General features: G+C 69.0%; 21 protein-coding genes and 1 pseudogene. 11 read left to right on the top strand and 11 right to left on the bottom strand.

Features of this window, described 5'->3' with window-relative positions:
• Positions 1-32: 32 nt before the first annotated feature.
• The 9 genes from HWX09_RS20275 (at position 33) to HWX09_RS20235 (ending at position 9659) form a co-directional block, all read left to right on the top strand.
• Entirely contained in the window at positions 33-1775 is a 1743-nt protein-coding gene (locus HWX09_RS20275; RefSeq protein WP_027785431.1) for an acyl-CoA synthetase family protein, read from the top strand.
• A complete protein-coding gene (locus HWX09_RS20270; protein ID WP_027785432.1) occupies positions 1772-2749 on the top strand; it encodes an acyl-CoA synthetase in 978 nt (325 codons plus the stop codon). Before HWX09_RS20275 ends, HWX09_RS20270 begins: the two co-directional genes overlap by 4 nt.
• Complete coding sequence (locus HWX09_RS20265; RefSeq protein ID WP_027785433.1) at positions 2746-3381, top strand: outer membrane lipoprotein carrier protein LolA; 636 nt, start codon at positions 2746-2748, stop codon at positions 3379-3381. Before HWX09_RS20270 ends, HWX09_RS20265 begins: the two co-directional genes overlap by 4 nt.
• Positions 3381-5849, top strand: coding sequence for an MMPL family transporter (locus HWX09_RS20260; RefSeq protein ID WP_027785434.1), 2469 nt, complete (start codon positions 3381-3383; stop codon positions 5847-5849). Before HWX09_RS20265 ends, HWX09_RS20260 begins: the two co-directional genes overlap by 1 nt.
• Positions 5846-6721 carry a polysaccharide deacetylase family protein gene (locus HWX09_RS20255; RefSeq protein WP_051421407.1) on the top strand — a complete coding sequence of 292 codons (876 nt, stop codon included), beginning with the start codon at positions 5846-5848 and terminating at the stop codon, positions 6719-6721. Before HWX09_RS20260 ends, HWX09_RS20255 begins: the two co-directional genes overlap by 4 nt.
• 73 nt (positions 6722-6794) lie before the next feature.
• Positions 6795-8006 carry a beta-ketoacyl-[acyl-carrier-protein] synthase family protein gene (locus HWX09_RS20250; protein WP_027785435.1) on the top strand — a complete coding sequence of 404 codons (1212 nt, stop codon included), beginning with the start codon at positions 6795-6797 and terminating at the stop codon, positions 8004-8006.
• Between the two features lie 8 nt (positions 8007-8014).
• Positions 8015-8833: a beta-ketoacyl synthase chain length factor gene (locus tag HWX09_RS20245; RefSeq protein WP_027785436.1), complete on the top strand. Its 819-nt coding sequence runs from the start codon at positions 8015-8017 to the stop codon at positions 8831-8833.
• The gene (locus HWX09_RS20240; RefSeq protein WP_027785437.1) at positions 8830-9333 is read left to right on the top strand and encodes a hotdog family protein; all 504 of its coding nucleotides are present in this window, start codon (positions 8830-8832) and stop codon (positions 9331-9333) included. The genes HWX09_RS20245 and HWX09_RS20240 overlap by 4 nt, the downstream gene beginning before the upstream one ends.
• Positions 9330-9659, top strand: a complete 330-nt coding sequence (locus tag HWX09_RS20235; RefSeq protein ID WP_027785438.1) for a hypothetical protein — start codon at positions 9330-9332, stop codon at positions 9657-9659. The genes HWX09_RS20240 and HWX09_RS20235 overlap by 4 nt, the downstream gene beginning before the upstream one ends.
• Before the next feature lie 90 nt (positions 9660-9749).
• Here HWX09_RS20235 and HWX09_RS20230 read toward each other — a convergent pair whose 3' ends face one another.
• From HWX09_RS20230 to HWX09_RS20190, 9 genes and pseudogenes are all read right to left on the bottom strand, one after another.
• Positions 9750-9956, bottom strand: coding sequence for a hypothetical protein (locus HWX09_RS20230; protein WP_027785439.1), 207 nt, complete (start codon positions 9954-9956; stop codon positions 9750-9752).
• A 108-nt stretch (positions 9957-10064) separates the two neighbouring features.
• The gene (phbB, locus tag HWX09_RS20225; protein WP_027785440.1) at positions 10065-10808 is read right to left on the bottom strand and encodes an acetoacetyl-CoA reductase; all 744 of its coding nucleotides are present in this window, start codon (positions 10806-10808) and stop codon (positions 10065-10067) included.
• Between the two features lie 220 nt (positions 10809-11028).
• Positions 11029-12210, bottom strand: coding sequence for an acetyl-CoA C-acetyltransferase (locus HWX09_RS20220; protein ID WP_027785441.1), 1182 nt, complete (start codon positions 12208-12210; stop codon positions 11029-11031).
• A 290-nt stretch (positions 12211-12500) separates the two neighbouring features.
• On the bottom strand, positions 12501-13088 hold the full coding sequence (gene phaP, locus HWX09_RS20215; RefSeq protein WP_027785442.1) for a TIGR01841 family phasin: 588 nt from the start codon (positions 13086-13088) through the stop codon (positions 12501-12503).
• Positions 13089-13591: 503 nt separating this feature from the next.
• The gene (locus tag HWX09_RS20210) at positions 13592-14356 is read right to left on the bottom strand and encodes a ParA family protein (protein WP_027785443.1); all 765 of its coding nucleotides are present in this window, start codon (positions 14354-14356) and stop codon (positions 13592-13594) included.
• 102 nt (positions 14357-14458) lie between these two features.
• On the bottom strand, positions 14459-15082 hold the full coding sequence (locus tag HWX09_RS20205; RefSeq protein WP_027785444.1) for a DNA-3-methyladenine glycosylase: 624 nt from the start codon (positions 15080-15082) through the stop codon (positions 14459-14461).
• Positions 15069-15598: pseudogene (gene mug, locus HWX09_RS20200) on the bottom strand (G/U mismatch-specific DNA glycosylase). Before mug ends, HWX09_RS20205 begins: the two are co-directional and overlap by 14 nt.
• Before the next feature lie 122 nt (positions 15599-15720).
• Positions 15721-16275, bottom strand: a complete 555-nt coding sequence (locus HWX09_RS20195; protein WP_027785445.1) for a single-stranded DNA-binding protein — start codon at positions 16273-16275, stop codon at positions 15721-15723.
• A gap of 103 nt (positions 16276-16378) precedes the next feature.
• A complete protein-coding gene (locus HWX09_RS20190; protein WP_027785446.1) occupies positions 16379-17566 on the bottom strand; it encodes an MFS transporter in 1188 nt (395 codons plus the stop codon).
• 263 nt (positions 17567-17829) lie between these two features.
• On the opposite strand from HWX09_RS20190, the gene uvrA reads away from it, so the two are divergent.
• Positions 17830-20715, top strand: coding sequence for an excinuclease ABC subunit UvrA (gene uvrA, locus HWX09_RS20185; protein ID WP_027785447.1), 2886 nt, complete (start codon positions 17830-17832; stop codon positions 20713-20715).
• 242 nt (positions 20716-20957) lie between these two features.
• Complete coding sequence (locus HWX09_RS20180; RefSeq protein WP_027785448.1) at positions 20958-22040, top strand: membrane protein; 1083 nt, start codon at positions 20958-20960, stop codon at positions 22038-22040.
• Positions 22041-22133: 93 nt separating this feature from the next.
• Here the strand turns inward: HWX09_RS20180 and purU are convergent, their stop codons facing one another.
• Together purU and HWX09_RS20170 are read right to left on the bottom strand one after the other, a co-directional pair.
• Entirely contained in the window at positions 22134-23018 is an 885-nt protein-coding gene (gene purU, locus HWX09_RS20175) for a formyltetrahydrofolate deformylase (protein ID WP_027785449.1), read from the bottom strand.
• A gap of 61 nt (positions 23019-23079) precedes the next feature.
• The gene (locus HWX09_RS20170) at positions 23080-23946 is read right to left on the bottom strand and encodes an NUDIX hydrolase family protein (protein WP_027785450.1); all 867 of its coding nucleotides are present in this window, start codon (positions 23944-23946) and stop codon (positions 23080-23082) included.
• Positions 23947-23948 lie beyond the last annotated feature (2 nt).

The following is a 23948-nucleotide window of genomic DNA, read 5'->3' as shown; positions in this document are numbered from 1 at the left end:
GCGCCGGCCTTCGTACCCGTCTTGACCGATTTATGCCGACTCACCCGCTGGTATTCCATGCCTCGCCCGACCAGACGATCGCCTGGCGCGACGGCTCGCCCGTCACCGTGCGCGCGTTCATCGCCGACGTCGCGCGCGTGGCCGCGGCGCTGCCCACCGGCGGCCACGTGTTCAACGTGTGCCGCGACCGCTATCGCTTCGCGGTCAGCCTGTGCGCGGCGCTCGTCGCCGGCAAGATCAGCCTGCTGCCGTCGACGCACACGCCGGAAATGGTCCGCCAGCTCGCGTCGTTCGCGCCCGACGCGTTCTGCCTGCACGATGCGCCCGATTGCACGATCGACCTGCCGCGCTTCGCGTATCCCGATGCCGCGCCCGGCGAACTCGCGAGCGATGCGCCGTTCGCCGTCCCGCGGATCGACGCGGCGCGGATCATGGCCTACGTGTTCACGTCCGGCTCGACCGGCGCGCCGGTGCCGCACCGCAAGACCTGGGGCTTCCTGGTCGGCTGCGTGCATGCGGCGGCCGATCGCCTCGGGCTGCTCGATGGCCGCGCGGCCACGCTGATCGGCACGGTGCCCGCGCAGCACATGTACGGCTTCGAATCGACGGTGCTGCTCGCGCTGATCGGCGGCCTCGCGTTCAGCAATCGCCAGCCGTTCTACCCGGGCGACATTCGCGACGAACTCGACGCGATCCCGCAGCCGCGCGTGCTCGTCACGTCGCCGATCCACCTGCGTGCGCTGCTGTCGGCCGGCCATGCGCTGCCGCGTGCGGCGCTGGTGCTGTCGGCCACCGCGCCGCTGTCGGAAAAGCTCGCGTGCGAAGCCGAGGCCGCGCTCGGCGCGCCGCTCGTCGAGATCTACGGCAGCACCGAGACCGGCCAGATCGCGACCCGTCGCACGTCACGAGGCGCGGCGTGGGAACTGTTCCCGGGCATCCGGCTCGACGCACGCGACGAACCGGACGGCGACGACGGCGGGCCGACCGTGTGGGTATCGGGCGGGCACGTCGAGGCGCCCGTGCCGATGGGCGATGCGCTCGAACTGCTCGACGACGGCCGGTTCCTGCTGCACGGCCGCAAGGCCGATCTCGTCAACATCGCCGGCAAGCGCACGTCGCTCGCGTACCTGAACCATCAGCTCAACGCGATTCCCCAAGTGGTCGACGGCGTGTTCTTCATGCCCGACGAAGCCGGGCCGGCACAGGGCGACACCGCCCTGGAGCCGGTCACGCGCCTCGTCGCGCTGGTCGTCGCGCCGACGCTCGCGGCGGCCGATCTGCAACGCGCGCTGCGTGAGCGGATCGATCCCGCGTTCATGCCGCGCCCGCTCGTGTTCGTCGATGCACTGCCGCGCAATGAAACGGGCAAGCTGCCGCGCGACGTGCTGGCCGCGCTCGTTGCGCAACATGCGCGCGCGACGGCCGCGCCGCCGGCCGAGCACGACCCGGCCGGCCCGCCCGTGCTCGCGTTCACGATCGCCGCCGACCATCCCGCGCTGCCCGGCCATTTCCCCGGCCATCCGGTCGTGCCGGGCGTCGTGCTGCTCGATCATGCGATCCACACGATCGGCGCGGCGCTGAACCGCCCGCTGCATGCGTGGCGGCTCGGGTCCGCGAAATTCCTGAGCCCGGTCGCGCCCGGCGAGCCGCTCGCGCTCGCGTACGACGCCGCGGCCAGCGGCGCGATCCGCTTCACGGTGCGCGCCGGGTCGCGCGAGGTCGCGACCGGCGTGCTGTCCGCGCCGCCGGCCGCGCAGGACGGCGCGCAGCCATGAAGCGCACCGCATGGGCCGAGCGCCAGGAGCGCAGCAACGCGGGCCTGCTGCGCGCGATGACGTGGATCTCGCTGCGCTTCGGCCGGCAACGCGCGCGCATCGTGCTGCACCTGATCGCGACGTATTTCGTGCTGTTCTCGCCGGTCGCGTGCGCGGCGTCGCGCGACTACCTGCGGCGCGTGCTCGGCCGCCCCGCACGCTGGCGCGACGTGTATCGGCACGTGTTCACGTTCGCGGCGACGATCCACGATCGCGTCTACCTGATGAACGAGCGCTTCGACCTGTTCGACATCCGGCTGCACGGCGAGACGCTCGTCGACGACGCGCTCGCGGGCGGGCGCGGCGCGTTCCTGATGGGCGCGCATCTCGGCAGCTTCGAGGTCGTGCGCGCGATCGGCCGCACGCATCCGGATCTGCGCGTGGTCGTCACGATGTACGAGAAGAACGCGCACAAGATCAACGCGACGCTCGCCGCGGTGAACCCGGCCGCGCAGCCGGAAGTGATTCCGCTCGGGCAGGTCGACTCGATGCTGAAGGTGCGCGAGCGCCTCGATGCGAACTGCATGGTCGGCATGCTCGCCGACCGCACGCTGCTCGATGACGCGGCCGCGTCGCTACGACGCTTGCCGCTGCTCGGCGCGCCGGCCGCGTTCCCGCTCGGCCCGCTTTACATGGCCGCGATGCTGAAGCGCCCGGTGATCTTCATGACGGGCCTCTATCGCGACGGCAACCGCTACGATGTGCACTTCGAGACGCTCGCCGATTTCTCCGACGTGCGGCGCGACGCGCGTGCGGCGGCGGTCGATGCAGCGCTCGCGCGCTACGTCGCGCTGCTCGACAAGTACTGCCGCATGGCGCCGTACAACTGGTTCAACTATTTCGATTTCTGGCAAGGCGGCGATGCCGAGGCCGCGCGCCGCGACGCGGTGCACGCCGCCGCCGACCTGCCCGCCACGAGGGATTCCGACGCATGATCGCCGTTCGCCGCCGCCCGTTCCCGTTCTCGCTGCCCCGCCTCGCCCGCGTGCTCGCCGCCGGCGCCGCCGCAGTCGCGCTGGCCGTGCCCGCGCACGCGGCCGACGCTGGTTCGGCGTGGAGCCTCGACCGGCTGATGTCGACGCTCGCGCAGCACAAATCGGGCCGTGCGACCTTCACCGAGACGAAGTACCTGTCGATCGCCACGCAGCCGGTCGAATCGTCGGGCGAGCTGGTGTTCGTCGCGCCCGACCATCTGGAAAAGCACACGCTGAGCCCGAAGCCCGAACACCTCGTCGTCGACGGCGACATGCTCACCGTCGAGCGCAACGACCGCAAGTACACGCTCGCGCTCGCGCGCTATCCGGAGCTCGGCGCGTTCATTGACAGTATCCGCGCGACGCTCGCCGGCAACCGCTTCGCGCTCGAACGGGTGTACAAGGTCGCCCTGTCCGGACGCGGCGACGACTGGACGCTGACGCTCACGCCGCTCGACTCGCGGATGCTGAAAGTCGTCAGCACGATCACGCTCGACGGCACGCGCGACGTGTTGCGCAGTGTCGCGATCCGGCAGGCCGACGGCGATCGTTCGGTGATGCGCCTGCAACCCGTGGCGGCGAGCGCGAACTGATGGACGATCGCACGCGCCCCTCCCCCGTCGCGCACCGCCAGCCCGCGTGGCGGCAGCGCGCGGTGCTCGTGTGGCTGCTCGCGCTCGTCGCGTGCGGCGTCGCGATCGGGCGTGCGCACTTCACGGCCGACCTGTCCGCGTTCCTGCCGAATGCGCCGAGCGCCGGGCAACGCGTGCTCGTCGATCAGTTGCGCGACGGCATCGTGTCGCGCCTGATCCTCGTCGCGATCGACGGCGGCGATGCGAGCACGCGCGCCGCGCTGTCGCGGCGCGTCGCCGGCACGCTGCGCGCCGATCCGCGGTTCGCGGCCGTGCACAACGGCGAAGCCGCGAACGACGCGCGCGACCGGCAATTCATCTTCGATCACCGCTATCTACTGAGCCCGGCCGTCACGCCGCAACGCTTCAGCGCCGACGGCCTGCACCGGGCGCTCGGCGACAGCCTCGATCTGCTGAGTTCGTCGGCCGGCCTCGTCGCGAAGGCGATGCTGCCGCGCGACCCGACCGGCGAAGTCGCCGCGCTCGTCGACGGCCTCGACAGCGCGGCCGAACCGGCGAGCCGCGACGGCGTGTGGGCGTCGCGCGACGGCACGCGCGCGGTGCTGGTCGTACAGACGGCCGCCGCCGGCTCCGATACCGATGCGCAGGCACGCGCGATCGACACGGTGCGGCGCGCGTTCGCCGCCGCGAAACGGGCCATCCCGAATGCAGCGGCAACCACGCTCGCAATGACAGGCCCCGGCGTGTTCTCGGTCGACACGCGCGACACGATCCGGCACGACGTCGAACGATTGTCGACGGCAAGCGTCGTGCTGATCGTCGCGCTGCTGCTCACGCTGTACCGTTCGCCGCGCACGCTCGCGCTCGGCCTGCTGCCGGTGCTGACGGGCGTCGCGGCGGGAATCGCGGCGGTCAGCGTCGCGTTCGGCACGGTCCACGGGCTGACGCTCGGGTTCGGTACGACGCTGATCGGCGAAGCCGTCGACTATTCGATCTACCTGTTCGTGCAATCGGCGCAGGACGGCACGCGCGGCGCCGCGCGCCCGGCCGACGCGACGCGCGCGTGGGTCGCCGCGTACTGGCCGACGATCCGGCTCGGCGTGCTGACGTCGGTGTGCGGCTTCGCGTCGATGCTGTTCTCCGGATTCCCGGGCCTCGTGCAACTCGGGTGCTATTCGATCGTCGGGCTGACGGCCGCCGCGCTCGTCACGCGCTTCGTGCTGCCGCACCTGCGCGGCGAGCATGTCGCGATCCGCGACGTATCGCGCGTCGGCGCCGTGCTGGCGCGCGCGGCCGACGCCGCGCCGCGGCTGCGCTGGCCGCTCTTGGTGCTCGTGGTCGCCGCATGCGCGACCCTCGCGCTGCATCGCGACAGCCTGTGGAGCCGCGAGCTCGCCGCGCTCAGCCCCGTGCCGGCGCCCGCGCAGGCGCTCGACGCACGGCTGCGCGCGGATGTCGGCGCGCCCGACGTGCGCTACCTCGTCGTGATTGCCGCGCCGACCGAGCAGGCCGCACTCGAAGGCGCGGAAAAAATCGCCGCGCAATTGCAGCCCCTCGTCGATCGCGGCGTGCTCGGCGGTTTCGAAAACCCCGCGCGCTATCTGCCGAGCGACGCCGCGCAGCGCGCGCGCCAGGCGAGCCTGCCGGATGCGAACGCGCTTGCCGCACGGATGCGCGATGCCGTCGCGCACCAGCCGATCGCGGTGAAGCCCGACCTGTTCGCGCCGTTCCTCGCCGACGTCGACACCGCGCGTCGCGCGCCGCTGCTGACGCGCGCGGACCTGCGCGGCACGTCGATGGCGCTCGCCGTCGATGCGCTGCTGACCGAACGCGACGGCCGCTGGAGCGCGATGCTGCCGCTGCGTGCGCCGGACGCCGCACGCACCGCGCAGCCGGCGCCGAGCCTCGATGCCGCGCCGATTCGCGCCGCCGTCGCGCGCGCGGGCGTGCCCGATGCGCTGTTCGTCGACATGAAGACCGAAGCCGATCGGCTGTACGTGAGCTACGTGCACGAGGACATCCGGCTGTCGCTCGCAGGATTCGCCGCGATCGCCGTGCTGCTGCTGATCGCGCTGCGCTCGCCGCGCCGCGCCGTGCGCGCCCTCGCCCCGCTCGTCGCGGCCGTGCTGGTCGTGACGGCCGGCTTCGCGCTCGCCGGCGTGCAGCTGACGATCCTGCACCTCGTCGGGATGCTGCTGATCGTCGCGGTCGGCTCGAACTACGCGCTGTTCTTCTGCCGGCGCGACGACGCGCAGCCCGTCACGCCGTACACGCTGGTGTCGCTGCTGATCGCGAACCTCGCGACGGTCGCCGGCTTCGGGCTGCTCGCGCTGTCGCGCGTGCCGCTGCTCGAAACCTTCGGGCTGACCGTCGGCCCCGGCGCGATGCTCGCGCTCGCGTTCGCGGCGATTCTCGCGCCGCGCGCCGCGACGGCGGCCGGCAATCGTGAACGAGGAGGCCGCGCATGAGTGCGCCGTCGTCGATTCCACCGCGTGACGCCGGCGACGCGCGGCGCTGGAAACCCACGCCGCTGATCGCGGGCACCGCCGCGCTGCACGCGGGCGCGGCCGCCGCCGTGATCGCGCAACCGGCCGCGTGGCCGTGGGCCGTCGGCAGCGTGGTCGCGTCGCACCTCACGCTGACCGCGGCCGGCCTGTGGCCGCGCAGCACGCTGCTCGGCCCGAACTGGACGCGCCTGCCGCCCGGCGCGGGCCGCCGCATCGCGCTGACGATCGACGATGGCCCGGACCCGGACGTCACGCCGCGCGTGCTCGACCTGCTCGACCGTCACGACGCGCGCGCGACGTTCTTCTGCATCGGCGATCTCGCGCGCCGTCATCCGCAGTGGATCGAGGCGATCGTCGCGCGCGGCCATGCGGTGGAGAACCACAGCCAGCGGCACCGCCATACGTTCTCGCTGTCGGGGCCGGCCGCGCTGCGACGCGAAATCGCGGCCGCACAGCAGACGCTGACCGATCTCGCCGGCACGCGTCCGCTGTTCTTCCGCGCGCCGGCCGGCCTGCGCAATCCGTTTCTCGAACCGGTGCTGTGCGAACTCGGCCTGCAACTCGCGAGCTGGACGCGGCGCGGCTTCGACACGCGTGCGCACGACGCCGCGACCGTCACGCGCCGCCTGCTGCACGGCCTCGATGCGCGCGACATCCTGCTGGTCCACGACGGTCATGCGGCGCGCGATGCGCGCGGCGAACCGGTCGTGCTCGACGTGCTGCACGCGGTGCTGCGCGCGGCCGCCGACGCGCAGTTGCACTGGACCACCCTGCGCGCGGCGCTCGCGCCCGAACCGTCCGGCCAGCCGGGCGTTCCGGCACCCCCCGTTTGATAAAATCTGACCTCGAACGGCGCGCCCGCCAGCCCTGCTGCGGCGCCCGTTCCGGCCCCCGGATGCGACCCTCGTGAAACCTCTCCTGCTCTCGCACTTCACCGCCACCAGCTGCATCGGCCGCGGCCTCGACGCGACCCTCGATGCGCTGCGCCACGCCCGCAGCGGGCTCGTGCCGTGCGACTTCGAGCGTGCGGACCTCGACACGTGGATCGGCGCGGTGGACGCCGTCGATACGCAACCCGTGCGTGCCGATCTCGCCGACTTCGAATGCCGCAACAACCGCCTCGCGCAACTCGGCCTGACGCAGGACGGCTTCGACGCCCGCGTCGCGGCGGCCGTCGCGCGCTACGGCGCCGCACGCGTCGGCGTGTTCGTCGGCACGAGCACGGCCGGCATCCTCGAAACCGAACGCGCATACCAGCGCCGCGACCCGGCGAGCGGCGCGCTGCCGGCCGACTTCCGCTATGCGCACACGCACAATCCGTATTCGCCGGCCGCGTTCGTGCGCGCGTATTTCGCACTGCGCGGGCCGGCGATGGCGATCTCGTCCGCGTGCTCGTCGGGCGCGAAGGTGTTCGGCTCCGCGCGACGCATGATCGAGGCCGGACTGATCGACGCGGCCGTCGTCGGCGGCGTCGATTCGCTGTGCCTGACCACGCTGTACGGCTTCAATTCGCTCGAACTGCTGTCGCGCCGGCCGTGCCGGCCGTTCGACGTCGCGCGCGACGGCATCTCGATCGGCGAGGCCGCCGCATTCGCGCTCGTCGAACGCGTCCCCGCGCCGCCCGCCACGCTCGACGACGACGCGATCCTGCTGCTCGGCATCGGCGAATCGAGCGACGCGCACCACATGTCGTCGCCGCATCCGGAAGGGCTCGGCGCGCGCGCCGCGATCGAGCAGGCGCTCGCGTCCGCCGGCCTCGGCGCGCACGATATCGACTACGTGAACCTGCACGGCACGGCGACGCCGAGCAACGATGCAGCGGAAAGCCGCGCGGTCGGCGCGCTGTTCGCCCGCACACCATGCAGCTCGACGAAGGGCGCGACCGGCCACACGCTCGGCGCGGCCGGCGCGCTGGAGGCGATCGTCGCCGCGCTCGCGCTGCGCGAGCAGTTCGTGCCGGCCGGCGTCAACACGACGCAGCCCGACCCGGCGCTCGCGGCCGATTACGTGCTCGCGAGCCGCGACACGCGCGTACGCGCCGTCCTTTCCAACTCGTTCGGCTTCGGCGGCACGAATTGCAGCCTGATCCTCGGCCGCGCCGATCACGCCCGCCGTTGAGGCTCGCCATGACACTGACCGCCTTCATCGAAAGCATCGGCCTCGTCGGGCCGGGATTGAACGACTGGCCGCACGCGGCCGACGTGCTCGCGGGCCGCGCGTCCTATGCGCCCGCCCGCACCGAGCTGCCGCCGCCGGCCGGCCTGCCGTCCGCCGAACGGCGTCGCACGGGCCCCGTCGTGCGCGCCGCGCTCGCGGTCGGCCACGAAGCGGTGGCCGCGAGCGGCTTCGACGCCGCGACGCTCGCGACCGTGTTCAGCGCATCCGGCGGCGACGGCCAGAACTGCCACGCGATCTGCGAAACGCTGGCCGGCGATGATCGACAGCTGTCGCCGACCCGCTTCCACAACTCGGTGCACAACGCCCCGGCCGGCTACTGGAGCATCGCGACCCGCGCGACGGCGACGTCGAACGTGCTGTGTGCGCATGACGGCAGCTTTGCCGCCGGCCTGCTCGAAAGCCTGTGCCAGGTCGTCGTCGATCGCGTGCCGAGCCTGCTGATCGCGTACGACACCGACTATCCGGAACCGCTGCGCACGGTGCGCCCGATCGGCGACGCGTTCGGCGTCGCGCTCGTGCTCGCACCTCAAGCCGGCGAGCGCACGCTCGCCCGCATCGACGTGCAGCTCACCGACGCAGCCGCGACAACGCTCGCCGATGCCGGACTCGACGCACTGCGCGCCGGCAATCCGGCCGCCCGCGTGCTGCCGCTGCTCGAGGCGCTCGCCGCGCGGCGGTCCACGCGCGTCGTGCTCGATTACCTGGCCGATACGCGCGTGCAGGTCGACGTCGCGATGCCCGAACCCGTCGCGGAGCGCGCGCAATGACCGCAACGGCCGCATTGACGCCGCCGCTCGACCATGCGTGGATTGCCGCGCACATTCCGCACGCCGGCACGATGTGCGTGCTCGATTCGGTCGATGCGTGGGATACCGAACGAATCCGCTGCACCGCGACGAGCCACCGCGATCCGCACAACCCGCTGCGTGCGCACGGCCGGCTCGCATCGGTCTGCGGCATCGAATACGCCGCGCAGGCGATGGCCGTGCACGGCGCGCTGCTCGGCGCGCACGAAGCGCGCCCGCGCGCCGGCTATCTCGCGAGCGTGCGCAACGTCGACGCGTTCGTCGATCGGCTCGACACCTTCGAGCAGCCGCTCACCGTCGACGCGCACCGTGTGAGCGGCGACGGCCGCTCGGTCCTGTACGGCTTCGCGCTGCGCTGCGGCGAGCGCGTGCTGCTGTCCGGCCGCGCGGCGGTGATGCTCGACGCATCGGCCGCCGGCGCGTTTCAACCGGCGCCTGCCGGCAACACGAATCCTCGATGACGAGGCTTACCTCAAGGAAACCGGTCGTGAAAGTTCGTCAGTTCATTGGCGCCGCGCTCGTTCTGGCGCTGCTCAGCCCGCTCGCACACGCGGACATGTCTGAAGTGAAGCAGGACATCAAGCGCGACTCGAAGGAAGCCGCGCACAAGACCGGCGACGCGGCGCGCAGCTTCGGCCACGCGACCGCGAGCGCCGCGAAGGCGGTCGGGCACGGCGTCGCCCATGCGTCGCGCGAAGGCTGGGAAGCCACCAAGCGCACGACGAAGCGGATCTTCCACAAGAACGACTCGGACGAGTCGGCTGGAAAAAGCGAAAAGAACGACTGATCACGCGTCCCGCGCGCATTGCCGAAGGCATGCGCGCGGGACGTGACCACGCATCGATCGATCGCCGATTGCGACGCGCCGGCGCCGCCGTCAGCGTGCGCCGCGCATGCGGCGCGGCGACCTCGCCGGCCTGCGCGCGAAGCACTTGCCGTACGCGACCAGCCAGCAATCGCGATGATCGAAGTTCCGCAGCAGCCGCGCGCGGCGCCGCTCGAGCCAGTAGAGCGAGATCGTCATCGCCAGCGCGACGGCCAGCGCCGCGCCGCCGATCACGAGTCCCATCCAGGTGTCGCCCATGCGTTCTCCGGAATGCGAGGCCGAAGCGGCGCGCCTGCCGCCGCTCCGGCACGGGATAGTGGGGAACGCGGCCTGCACGGGTCCGAACGCCGTGCGGGCCGCCGCGCGTCAGTGCATGTGCTGACCGCCGTTGATCGCGATGTTGGAACCCGTCACGAAGCCGGCCTCCTCCGAGCACAGGTAGGCCACCAGCGCCGCGACTTCCTCGGGCTTGCCGAGCCGGCCCGCCGGAATCTGCGGGAGGATCTTCGTGTCGAGGATGTCCTGCGGGATCGCGGTGACCATCTTCGTCGCGAGATAGCCCGGCGACACCGTGTTCACCGTCACGCCCTTGCGCGCGACCTCGAGCGCGAGCGACTTCGTGAAGCCGTGCATGCCGGCTTTCGCCGCCGCGTAGTTGGTCTGGCCGACCGATCCCTTCGAGCCGTTCACCGACGAAATGTTGACGATGCGGCCCCAGCCGCGCTCGACCATGCCGTCGCAAACCGGCTTCGTCATGTTGAACACGGAGTCGAGGTTCGTGCGGATCACCGCGTCCCAGTTGACCTTGTCGAGCTTGCGCAGCGTCATGTCGCGCGTGATGCCCGCGTTGTTCACGAGAATGTCGACCGGGCCGACGTCCCGCACGATCTTCTCGATGCATTGCTGGCACGAGTCGTGATCGGCCACGTCCACGGGGTACGCATCGAACGCGCGGCCGGCCGCATGCATCTCGGTCAGCCAGCGGTCCGCGTTGGCGTTGTTGGGCGAATACGTGACGACTACCCGGTGACCCGCATCGTTCAACCGGATGCTGACCGCTTCACCAAGGCCACCCATGCCACCCGTCACAACTGCAATTCTCTTAGTCATCCTATTCACTACCGACAAAAAAGTAATCGATGAAAGGCCGGGCGACGGCATCGCAATGCGGCCGCCCCGCCGCTTCGATGTGCGTGCGACCCCCGCATCGCGGGCGCGGCGCGCACCGTCACCTCGCGCGTATTGTTGACCGCCTGTCTTGCGCGAAAATCGCCTGGCTCACCCGCGGCGCCGATCCGCGCCGCAAGCGAACCGTGCCGTCAGCCCCGGCTCAGTCGCGCTCGACCGCGAGCGCGACACCCATCCCGCCGCCGATGCACAGCGACGCCAGCCCGCGCTTCGCATCGCGCTTGACCATCTCGTGCAGCAGCGTCACCAGGATCCGGCAGCCCGATGCGCCGATCGGGTGGCCGATCGCGATCGCCCCGCCGTTCACGTTCACCTTCGACGTGTCCCAGCCCATCTGCTTGTGCACCGCCAGCGCCTGCGCCGCGAACGCTTCGTTGATTTCCATCAGGTCCAGGTCGCCCGGCGTCCAGCCCGCGCGCTCCAGTGCACGGCGCGACGCCGGCACCGGGCCCATGCCCATCACGCTCGGGTCCACGCCCGCGTTCGCGTATGCCTTGATTCGCGCGAGCGGCGTCAGGCCCAGCGCCGCCGCCTTCTGCGCCGACATCACCAGCACCGCCGCCGCGCCGTCGTTCAGCCCCGACGCGTTCGCCGCCGTCACCGAGCCGTCCTTCGAGAACGCCGGCTTCAGCCCCGCCAGCGACTCCGCCGTCACGCCGTGACGCACGAACTCGTCGGTCGCGAACTGCAGCGGCTCGCCCTTGCGTTGCGGGATCGACACCGGCACGATCTCGTCGGCGAAGCGCCCGGCCTTCTGCGCGGCTTCCGCCTTGTTCTGCGACAGCGCCGCGAACGCGTCCTGCTCTCCGCGCGTAATCCCGTATTCCTTCGCGACGTTCTCCGCCGTGATGCCCATGTGGTACTGGTTGTACACGTCCCACAGCCCGTCGACGATCATCGTGTCGACCAGCTTCGCGTCGCCCATCCGGAACCCGTCGCGCGAGCCCGGCAGCACGTGCGGCGATGCGCTCATGTTCTCCTGGCCGCCCGCGATCACGATGTCCGCGTCGCCCGCGACGATCGCGTTCGCCGCCAGCATCACGGCCTTCAGGCCCGAGCCGCACACCTTGTTGATCGTCATCCCCGGCACCGCGCTCGGCAGCCCCGCCTTGATCAGCGACTGCCGCGCCGGGTTCTGCCCCGAGCCGGCCGTCAGCACCTGGCCCATGATCACTTCGCTGACCTGCTCGGGCTTCACGCCCGCACGCTCCAGTACCGCGCGAATCACCGTCGCGCCCAGTTCGGGCGCCGCGATCTTCGCCAGCGAGCCGCCGAATTTGCCGACCGCGGTCCGTGCGGCCGATACGATCACTACATCCGTCATGTTCAATCCCTGCATTGAAATCAGTTCGTCGTTCCGACGCCGGCACGAGGCCGCAGCACGTGGCGATGGCGTGCGGCGGGCCATCCGGCGCGGGCGCGGTCGCATGCCGTCGCATGGTGGGCAGCGCCTGTTCGCACCGTCGGCACGGCACACCGCGGCACGGGCAACCGTGCACGGTCGTCTTGCGGCGCATCGGACGTTCGTCGGACCCCGTGTGGCACACGCGGCGTCCGGCGCCATCCGGCGCCGATCAATCGTGTCGCGCCTGCGCGCGACACGCACTCACGCGGTTACGTAGCCGATTCGCCGCGCGCAGCTGCTGCGTCCTTGCGGGCGGCAGACGCCGTCTGCTTGGCGCCGCGCGTGGCCGTTTCGCTGACCGCGTCGAAGCCGCTCTGCGCCGCTTCAATCGCCTGCCCCGTCGCCGCACGCACGGAGTCGGCCGCGGCGGTCGCCGCGGACAGCGCCGAATTCAGCGCGGCCACCACCGGTGCCGAGCCGGCCGGCGCATGCTTCGACAGTTCGCCAAGCACGTCCTTCAGGCGCTTGTCGTTCTGCTCGTACTGCGCCTGCGCGACCTTCGCCCATTCGGACTGCGTCGACACCGCGATGTCGAACAGATGGCGGCCGTACGACACGGCCTTGCCGGCCGCTTCCTGCGGCGCGGCAACCTGCTGCGCGAGGCCCGCGGCCGGGTTGTTGCTGTTGAACGCGTTCTTCAGCTTGTCCTCGTATTCCTCGAGCGCCGTCCGGGCCGCCTGCAGGTTGAGTTCGACGACGGCCTCGAAACCGTGGATCGCCGGACGGGCGATCGCGAACCAGGCGGCGATACCGGATTGATAATCGGCGGCGAGTTTTTCGGGGGCAAATACGGACATCGGGCACGCTCCTGTTAGCAATGCGAGAGACGACTTGAAGAAAAATGGAAGCTTGATCGACAGCTGCTTCCTTATTGACGACCCGTTACCTGTTTGAGCACGGGCAGTTGAAGGAAGCCATTCTAGAGCGATTAATTGTCAATTAAGTGGCATTAATGATAGGTGTAAACCCTTATTACCCTTTACGGCCCCCGTCGAAGCCCGCGGCATGCCGATTTCGCGACCGGAGATACCCACCGACTCCGACCCGCAACGCCTTTTTACCTTTTTACAGCATAGCGCATCGTGACTTCGCGCAATATTTACCAATTCATTATTCCGCTTATTAGAAAACCGGCCCTCATTAAAAATCTGGCGGCGACCCATGTAATCGTTTTTTTCGAGATTTATTATGAAATCGTTTTCGGTATTATTAATAACGAATTCAATAATCGGACGAATTGCGGATTGCGATAAAAAAAGGCCGCTCGAAGCGGCCCCGGTCGATGCGGTCGGGCGCGGGATCAGCCGGCCAGTTCACGGTGCAGCGCGCGGAACTCCTGCGCGAGCTTGTGCGTCGGCTCGAGATGGATCACCGGCATCGACTGCTGATGCGATTCGCGGATCTTCACCGACGCGGACAACCGCGACGCGAGGACCGGCAGCCCTTCGTCGACGAGCTCGTCGACCAGCCGTTGCGGCAGGCTCGCGCGCGGCTGGAACTGGTTGATGACGATTCCTTCCACCTCGAGCGCGGCGTTGTGGTCCTGCTGGATTTCCTTCACGTTCTCTAGCAGCGTGTACAGCGCGCGGCGCGAGAAATCGTCGCAGTCGAACGGGATCAGGCAGCGCTCGACCGCGATCAGCGCCGAGCGCGTATAGAAGTTCAGCGCGGGCGGCGTGTCAATGTATACGGCGTCGTACATGTCGAGCTCGTTCAGTGCGTCGCGCAGCTTGTAGATCTTGTAGCGCGATTCGAGCTTGCCGTGCAGCGTGTCGAGATCCGGATGTGCGGGCATCACGTCGAGCCCGTCGAACGGGGTCGCGTGGATGAACGACGCGACGTCGACCGGACGGAAGTTGAAGGTCAGCGCGGTTTCGAAGAAGCCGGCCACGCCCGGTCGCGCATCCGCCGCGGCGTCGCCGAGCAGGTAGCGCGTCGAGTTCGCCTGCGCGTCGAGATCGATGACGAGCGTGCGCAATCCTTCGCTCGCGCTGATCGCCGCCAGGTTGCAGACGATCGTCGACTTGCCCACGCCGCCCTTCTGGTTGAATACGACCCGCCGCATGGTGTCCCCTCGATCGAAACGTCGAAACGGCCAGCTTAGCCGCTCAATCATGGCGGCCGCGTGACGCAGATCGAATCGGACGCGACTTGTGCGCGGCACACGTCACATGCGCGGCACCGCGCCCGATACGTAGCGGTTGCCGGGCACGCTCCACCGCCACGGGAGATCCTGGCCGACGCGAATGCCGATGCGCGGCCCGCCCGCCAGATCGTCGGGCGGCGCCATCCCGTCGTCGACGATCGCGAACCCTTCATGCGCACCGACCAGGTCGACGCCATCCTGCGCGCCGCTGATCCCCATCGCCTGCGTCAACCGTGCCGGCCCGCGGCACAGGTCGCGATCGCGCGTCCGCGGCGGCCGCGCCGCACGCATCAGATCGAGCCCGTGCAGCGGCTCCAGCGCACGGATCAGCACGCCCGTTCCGGCGCCGTCCGGACCGCACACGCAGTTGCAGCACCAGTGCATGCCGTACGTGAAATAGACGTAGAAGTGCCCGGGCGGCCCGAACATCGTCGCGTTGCGCGGCGTCTTGCCGCGATAGGTGTGCGCGGCCGGATCGAGCGCGCCCGCATACGCTTCCACTTCGACGATGCGGCCGGCCCGGCCGTCCGCGGCCGCGAGGATCTTGTTCAGCAGTTGCGGCGCCACCTCGGTGGCCATGCGGTTGAAGAATGCGCGCGGCACGATGGCGCCGGGCCACGCAGCCGCCGTCTTACTGCGTCGCATCGTGCCTCTCCGTCATCGCCGCGAGATGAAGCTCACGATACGCATCGACCAGATCGCCGAGCCGAATGCGAGGTTTCTCCCGCTGGGATTGGGCAGCACCCACACTCGCGCATGCCGGATGCGTGATGGCTGCAACCCCCACGCGACTTCGCGTTGCCCGGACAGCGCCGAATACGCCGCCTTGCCGAGAAACGCGACGAAGCGCGGCGCATGCTGCGCGACCTTCTGCTCGAACACGGCGGCCGCGGCCATGAATTCCGCGCGCGAAAGCTGATCGGCACGCGCGGTCGGCCGCGGCACCACGGCCGTCAGCCCGCAGCCGTACTGAAGAATCGCGCGATCGTCCTGCGGCGAAATTTCCGTCGGCGTGAAGCCCGCGAGATGGATCACGCGCCAGAAGCGGTTGTTTCTTCCCGCGAAGTGATGGCCGGTCGCGGCCGCGACCAGGCCGGGATTGATCCCGCAGAACAGGACATCGAGATCGGGAGCGATGAGGTCGAGGAGTGCGTCAGCCAAGTTTCATCCGGAGCGCGACGGGAAGGCGCGACGTAAACGAAGCAAGGCCCGAAGACCCGTGCCAAGCGACTGGCTTGACTCGGACATTCGGGCCCATCGTGATACGCGGGTGCGACTCGCGATCAGAACGGAATATCGTCGTCCATCTCGTCGAAGCCGCCGCCAGCCGGTGCGCTCGGACGGCTCTGGCCGCCGCCACCCGCACCGCCACGCGCCGCGCCGCCGGCACGACCGCCGCCGCCACCGCCGCGCTCCGCCTGCTCGCCGCGACCGCCGCCGCCACCACCGTAGCCGCCGCCATAACCGCCTTCGTCACCGCCGCCACCGCCGCCGCCCGAACCACCGCGGCCGCCGAGCATCTGCATCTGTTCGGCGACGATTTCGGTCGAGTAACGGTCCTGGCCGTCCTGGCCCTGCCACTTGCGCGTACGGATGCGGCCTTCGATATAGACCGACGACCCCTTCTTCAGGTATTCGCTGACGATTTCCGCCAGACGGCCGAAGAACGCGACGCGATGCCACTCGGTCATTTCCTTGAAATCGCCGCTCGCCTTGTCTTTATAGCGATCGGTCGTCGCGAGACGGATGTTCGCAACCGCGTCGCCGCTCGGCAGGTAACGGACTTCAGGATCGGCGCCGAGATTGCCGACGAGGATGACCTTGTTGACGGATGCCATGTGTTTCTCCAGTAAATTCGATGCGGGGCCGCCCGCGAAAGCCGTCGGAGCGGCCCGCCGGGCGAGCCGGCGAACGCCGCCCGTGCCTGCCCGACAATCAGATTCAGGCCTTGCGCGGCGGCGCTTTCATGCTGGCCGCGATTATAAGCCACGCGGCAACGAGCCCAGAACACGTGTAAAACACCGTGTTCGCGCCGCCGTGCTTCAGCAGCCAGCCGCCCACGATGCCACCGAGTGCGAGCCCGATCGACTGCGTGGTGTTGTAGACGCCCGTGGCCGCGCCCTTGCGCGAACCCGGCGCGAGCTTCGACACGAGCGACGGCTGCGACGCTTCCAGGATGTTGAACCCGAGGAAGTACACGAACAGGATCGCCGCCACAATCAGAATGGTATGCGGTGCGCTGCCGAGCAACAATTGGCCAATCAGGATAGCCAGAATGCCGCCGAGCAGTACCGGCTTCATCTTGCCCCGTTTTTCCGCGACGATGATCGCCGGCACCATCATCACGAACGCGAGCCCCATCACCGGCAGATAGACCTTCCAGTGCGCGGCGACCGGCAGCCCGCCGTCCACCAGCAGGCGCGGCACGACGAGGAACAGCGCCGTCTGCGTCGCATGCAGCACCAGCACGCCGAAGTTCAGGCGCAGCAGCTCGACGTTGTGCAGCACCTCGGCGAACGGCGCGGGCACGTGCACGGGCTTTGCCGCATCGGGCACGATCCACAGGACGACGCCGATCGCGAGGATCGACAGCACGCCGACGATCGCGAACAGCCCGCTCATCCCGACCCAGTGGAACACGATCGGCGCGCCGACGATCGCGACCGCGAACGACACGCCGATCGAGCCGCCGACCATCGCCATCGCCTTCGTGCGGTTCTGCTCGGAGGTCAGGTCGGCGATGAACGCGAGCACCGCGGACGACACCGCGCCCATCCCCTGGATCACGCGGCCGACGATGATCCACGTGATGTCGTGCGCGAACGCGGCGACGAAGCTGCCGAGCGCGAAGATCACGAGGCCCGTGGCGATCACCGGCTTGCGGCCGAACTTGTCGGACGCCCAGCCGTAGAAGATATAGAACAGCGACTGCGTGACGCCGTAGGCCCCGAGCGCGACACCGACGAGCAGCACGTTGTCGCCGCCCGGGATGGTTTTCGCGTAGACCGAGAACACCGGCATGATCATGAACAGGCCGAGCATGCGCAGCGCGAAGATCGCCGCGAGCGACGTGGTCGCGCGCAGTTCGGGCGCAGTCATGCGGGAAGACGTGGCAGACGGATTGGACATCGGGAATGAATTTCGAATGATCGGAATGTCCGCCCGGCAGCGGGCGGCGGAAGATCAGGACCGGCGGCCTGGCGGCCTTTCGGACGACACGTCGGGGCCGGATGCAGGCGGCCTGCGAACCGCCCGGAACGTGCGGCGCGACCGCTTTCCCCGGCGCAGGTGTCGCCTTGCTGCCACTTGCCGTAAAGGCTGGGGGCCGTAAACGACGGTCTCGAAAAGCCGTTATAGTAGCAGGTTTGGTTCCCTCCATTTTCGCCAGGTTCATGGAACAGATCCGTATCCGTGGGGCACGCACCCACAACCTGAAAAACGTCAATCTCGACCTGCCGCGCCACAAGCTGGTCGTGATTACCGGGTTGTCCGGGTCGGGCAAGTCGTCGCTCGCGTTCGACACCCTTTATGCCGAGGGCCAGCGCCGCTACGTGGAAAGCCTGTCCGCGTATGCCCGCCAGTTCCTGCAGCTGATGGAGAAACCCGACGTCGACCTGATCGAAGGGCTGTCGCCGGCGATCTCGATCGAGCAGAAGGCAACGTCCCACAACCCGCGTTCGACCGTCGGCACGGTCACGGAAATCCACGACTACCTGCGACTTTTGTACGCACGTGTCGGCACGCCGTACTGCCCCGACCACGACATCCCGCTCGAGGCGCAGAGCGTGTCGCAGATGGTCGACGCGGCGCTCGCGCTGCCCGAGGAAACCAAGCTGATGATCCTCGCGCCCGTCGTCGCGAACCGCAAGGGCGAGCACGCCGAGCTGTTCGAGGAGATGCAGGCGCAGGGCTTCGTGCGCTTTCGCGTGCGCTCGGGTGGCGGCACCGCGAACGAAGGCGTCGCGAAGATCTACGAGGTCGAGTCGCTGCCGAAGCTGAAGAAGAACGACAAGCACACCATCGACGTCGTCGTCGATCGCCTGAAGGTGCGCCCGGACATGAAGCAGCGGCTCGCCGAATCGTTCGAGACGGCGCTGCGCCTCGCCGACGGCCGCGCGATCGCGCTCGAGATGGATACCGACCGCGAGCACCTGTTCAGCTCGAAGTTCGCGTGCCCGATCTGCTCGTACTCGCTGCAGGAGCTCGAGCCGCGCCTGTTCTCCTTCAACAACCCGATGGGCGCGTGCCCGGAATGCGACGGCCTCGGCCAGATCACGTTCTTCGACCCGAAGCGGGTCGTCGCGCACCCGTCGCTGTCGCTTGCCGCCGGCGCGGTGAAGGGCTGGGACCGCCGCAACCAGTTCTACTTCCAGATGCTGCAGAGCCTCGCGGCATTCTACGAATTCGACATCGACGCCGCATTCGAGGATCTGCCCGAAAAGATCCGGAAGGTGCTGCTGTTCGGTTCGGGCAAGCAGACGATCCCGTTCTCGTACATCAACGAGCGCGGCCGCACGACGATCCGCGAGCACGTGTTCGAGGGGATCATCCCGAATCTCGAACGCCGCTACCGCGAGACCGATTCGGTCGCGGTGCGCGAAGAGCTGTCGAAATACCAGAACAACCAGCCGTGTCCGTCGTGCGACGGCACGCGCCTGCGCCGCGAGGCGCGCCACGTGCGGATCGGCACCGGCGACGACGCGCGCGGCATCTATGAAATCAGCGGCTGGCCGCTGCGCGACGCGCTCGGCTATTTCGACGGGCTGACGCTCGAAGGCGCGAAGCGCGAGATCGCCGACAAGGTGATCAAGGAAATCGTCGCGCGCCTGACGTTCCTGAACAACGTCGGCCTCGACTACCTGTCGCTCGAGCGCAGCGCCGAAACGCTGTCGGGCGGCGAGGCGCAGCGGATCCGGCTCGCGTCGCAGATCGGCTCGGGGCTGACGGGCGTGATGTACGTGCTCGACGAGCCGTCGATCGGCCTGCACCAGCGCGACAACGACCGCCTGATCGGGACGCTCAAGCATCTGCGCGACCTCGGCAACTCGGTGATCGTCGTCGAGCACGACGAGGACATGATCCGCACGGCCGACTACGTCGTCGACATGGGCCCCGGCGCGGGCGAGCACGGCGGCGTGGTCGTCGCCGAAGGCACGCCGAAACAGGTGCAGTCGAACCCGCAATCGCTGACCGGCCAGTACCTGCTCGGCAAGCGCGTCATCGAGTACCCGGACGAGCGGCTCGCGCCCGATCCGGAGCGGATGCTGCGCATCGTCGACGCGCACGGCAACAACCTGAAGCACGTCGATCTCGAACTGCCGGTCGGGCTGCTGACCTGCATCACCGGCGTGTCGGGCTCCGGCAAGTCGACGCTGATCAACGACACGCTGTATCACGCGGTCGCGCGCCACCTGTACGGCTCGTCGGCCGAGCCGGCGCCGCACGAGGCGATCGAGGGCCTCGAGCACTTCGACAAGGTGATCAACGTCGATCAGTCGCCGATCGGCCGCACTCCGCGCTCGAACCCGGCCACGTACACGGGCCTGTTCACGCCGATCCGCGAGCTGTTCTCGGGCGTGCCGACCTCGAAGGAGCGCGGCTACGATCCGGGCCGCTTCTCGTTCAACGTGAAGGGCGGCCGCTGCGAATCGTGCCAGGGCGACGGCGTGCTGAAGGTCGAGATGCACTTCCTGCCGGACGTCTACGTGCCGTGCGACGTGTGCCACGGCAAGCGCTACAACCGCGAAACGCTCGAAGTGCAGTACAAGGGCAAGAACGTCAGCGAAGTGCTCGACATGACGGTCGAGCACGCGTACGAGTTCTTCAGCGCGGTGCCGGTCATCGCGCGCAAGCTGAAGACGCTACTCGACGTCGGCCTCGGCTACATCCGCCTGGGCCAGTCGGCCACGACGCTGTCGGGCGGCGAGGCGCAGCGCGTGAAGCTGTCGCTGGAGCTGTCGAAGCGCGACACCGGCCGCACGCTGTACATCCTCGACGAGCCGACCACCGGCCTGCACTTCCACGACATCGCACTGCTGCTGGAAGTGATCCACCGGCTGCGCGACCAGGGCAACACGGTCGTGATCATCGAGCACAACCTCGACGTGATCAAGACGGCCGATTGGGTGATCGACCTCGGCCCCGAAGGCGGCGCCGGCGGCGGCCAGATCATCGCGCAGGGCACGCCCGAGCAGGTCGCGAAGACGAAGGCGAGCTTCACCGGCAAGTACCTCGCGCCGCTGCTCAAGCGTGCGGCCCGCAAAGTCGCGGCCGGCTGACACCCGTTCCGCCCTTCCCCGCGCGCGGCCGCCCGGCCGCGCGCGCGCCGAAGGAAGGCCGCGCCCCCTCGTTTTCCCTTCTGCGTTTACACCACGCGCCAAACGGCCCGATTGCGGACCATAATGGCAGCTATACTTTACGGTCGTAAGGTTCGCCATCCGCACCAATCCGGTGCGGCGCCGGGCGGGCGGCGCTCTGCCGCGCGGCGCCCGGCACGACACACGGACGACAGGAATCCACGATGGAGAAGCAACAGGAGTCGCGCGACACGCAGAACCGCGAGCCGCATCTGCGCAGCGTGCGGCTGACGAGCGACTTGAGCCTGCCGAAGCTGTCGGCGCTCGAGGTCGGCAGCTATCTCTTCGCGCTCGTCATGATGTGGCTCGTCCTCGAGCTCCGGCTGCTCGGCGGGATGCTGGCCGGCCTGCTCGTCTATCAATTGATCCACACGATCGCGCCCGTGATCGAGCGCCATACCACGAGCATGCGCGCGCGCTGGGTCGCCGTCGTGCTGCTGTCGATCGCGATCGTCGGCGGGCTCACCGGCCTGACGATCGGCATCATCGAGCATTTCGAGCACACGGTGCCGAACCTGCAGAGCCTGCTCGACCAGCTGATGCAGATCGTCGAGCAGACGCGCGCACGCACGCCGGCCTGGATCGCGAATCTGCTGCCCGTCGATGTCGAACAGATGAAGACGAAGGCGGCCGTGCTGATGCACTCGCACATGGACCAGCTCCAGCAAAGCGGCAAGAGCGTCGCGCGCGGCTTCGGCCACGTGCTGTTCGGGATGATCATCGGCGCGATGATCGCGATCGGCGTCGAGCAGGGCAAGGTGCGCCGGCCGCTGTCGACCGCGCTCGTCACGCGCGTGTCGCGCTTCTCCGATGCGTTCCGCCGCATCGTGTTCGCGCAGATCAAGATCTCGGCGATCAACGCGACCTTCACCGGCATCTACCTGCTCGTCGCGCTGCCGATCTTCCACCAGCGGCTGCCGCTGTCGAAAACGCTCGTGCTCGTCACGTTCATCGTCGGCCTGCTGCCCGTGATCGGCAACCTGATCTCGAACACGCTGATCGTCGCGGTGTCGCTGTCGGTCAGCATGGGCACCGCGATCGCGTCGCTCGCGTTCCTCGTCGTCATCCACAAGCTCGAATACTTCCTGAACGCGAAGATCATCGGCGGCCAGATCGAATCGCGCGCGTGGGAGCTGCTGCTCGCGATGCTGATCATGGAAGCCGCGTTCGGGCTGCCGGGCGTGATCGCCGCGCCGATCTTCTATGCGTACCTGAAACGCGAGCTGTACCTGCTGCGGTTGATCTGAGGCCGCCCGCTCGCCGACGGCGTAAAAAAACGCCGCGCCCCGTGAAGGGCGCGGCGTTTTTGCTCGTGGAGCCCGCCTTTCGGCGTCGGCGGATCAGCGGAACACGACCGTCTTCGTCCCGTTCAGCACGACCCGGTGCTCGACGTGCCACTTCACCGCGCGCGCGAGCGTCACGCACTCGACGTCGCGACCGATCGCGGTCAGTTGGTCGGGCGTCATGCTGTGGTCGACGCGCTCGACTTCCTGCTCGATGATGGGGCCTTCGTCGAGATCGGTCGTCACGTAGTGCGCGGTCGCGCCGATCAGCTTCACGCCGCGGTCGAACGCCTGGTAGTACGGCTTCGCGCCCTTGAAGCTCGGCAGGAACGAATGGTGGATGTTGATCGCGCGCCCGGCGAGCTGCTCGCACATGTTCGGCGACAGGATCTGCATGTAGCGCGCGAGCACGACGAGATCGGCCTGATGCTCGTCGATCACTTCCAGCACGCGCGCTTCCTGCGCGGCCTTCGCGGCATCGGACGACCCGCCGATCAGCGGGAAGTGATGGAACGGAATGTTGTAGCTCGCCGCGAGCTGGTAGAACTCCTTGTGGTTCGACACGATCGCCGGAATCTCGATCGGCAACTGGCCGGTGCGATAGCGGAACAGCAGGTCGTTCAGACAGTGGCCGATCTTCGACACCATGATCACGACGCGCGGCTTCACGGCCGCGTCGTGCAGCTCCCAGCGCATCGAGAACCGTTCGGCGAGCGGCGCGAATTCCTTGCGAAGTGTGTCGAGCGCCGACGCAGCATCCACGCCGCCGCCGTCCTGCTCGAAGTGCACGCGCATGAAGAACTCGCTGGTGCGGCTGTCGCCGAACTGCGCGGAATCGAGGATGTTGTTGCTGCGCTCGAACAGGAAGCCCGAGACCGCATGGACGATGCCGTGCCGGTCGGGGCACGACAGTTTCAAGATAAAGCTGTGATCGGTCGGCATGACCGCGACTCCCATTGTTTCCGTATTCGTCAAATTGCCCGTTCGCGCCGCGCGGCGCGCGTCACGCGGCCGGCACGAACAGCGCGTCGATGCCGGCCGCGTCGGCCGCCGGAATCCAGCGGTGGCGCAGCAGCGTATCGAGCGTCGCGAGGCTCGCATCCATCGTCGCGCGGCCTTCGCGCAACCAGCCGATCACCTCGGGCACGCCGGCCAGCAGGTGTTCGGCCACTTCGCCGTCCTGGTTGCGCGGCGCGAAGTCGTGCGGCAGCGGCAGGTCGTACACGAAGATCAGTTCCGACTGCGTGCCTTCCGGCAGCGCGTTCAGCACCTGCACCGTGCGGCCCGCGATCGCGCGCGCCGCCAGCTCGGCCGGAATGCCGGCTTCTTCCCAGCATTCCTTCGCGAGCGTCTCGTGAACGCCCAGCCCCCAGCCGATCCCGCCCGCGACGACGTTGTCGAGCATGCCGGGGTCGGTGGCCTTGGTCGCGCTGCGGCGGCCGAGCCACATCTTCGGCGCGGCCGCGGCGGCCGGCTCGCCCGGCGTAACCGCATATTCTACGATGCCGTTCACGTGCACCGCATAGGTCTGCGTGCCGAAGAAGCGCGACGCGGCGCGCTCGATGTAGGCGAGCGGCGGATCGTCGAAGCGGTTGCGGATCGCGTAGATCTCGTCGCGCCAGCCGGGAATCGCGCCTTCGGCGGCGAGCGCGCCGATCGCGCCGGCGAGCGCCATGCTGCGCGCGTCGACCGAATCGTAGCGCGCCGACAGCACGACCCGCTCGCCGGTCAACTCGAACACGTCGGGCCAGCGCGCGAGCTTCGCGACGTCCTGGCGGCGCACCCAGCCGACCGCCTGGCCGGCGATCTCGAAACGCAGGTGCGCGGCCGGATCGAAGCGGCGCGCGGCCGCGATGCACGGAAACGTCATGG

Origin of the sequence: Burkholderia sp. BCC1208, assembly GCF_902833095.1 — a bacterium.
Classification (GTDB): Bacteria; Pseudomonadota; Gammaproteobacteria; order Burkholderiales; family Burkholderiaceae; genus Burkholderia.
The sequence above is the reverse complement of the archived record's forward strand: the minus strand, read 5'-3'. Positions and strand labels throughout refer to the sequence as shown.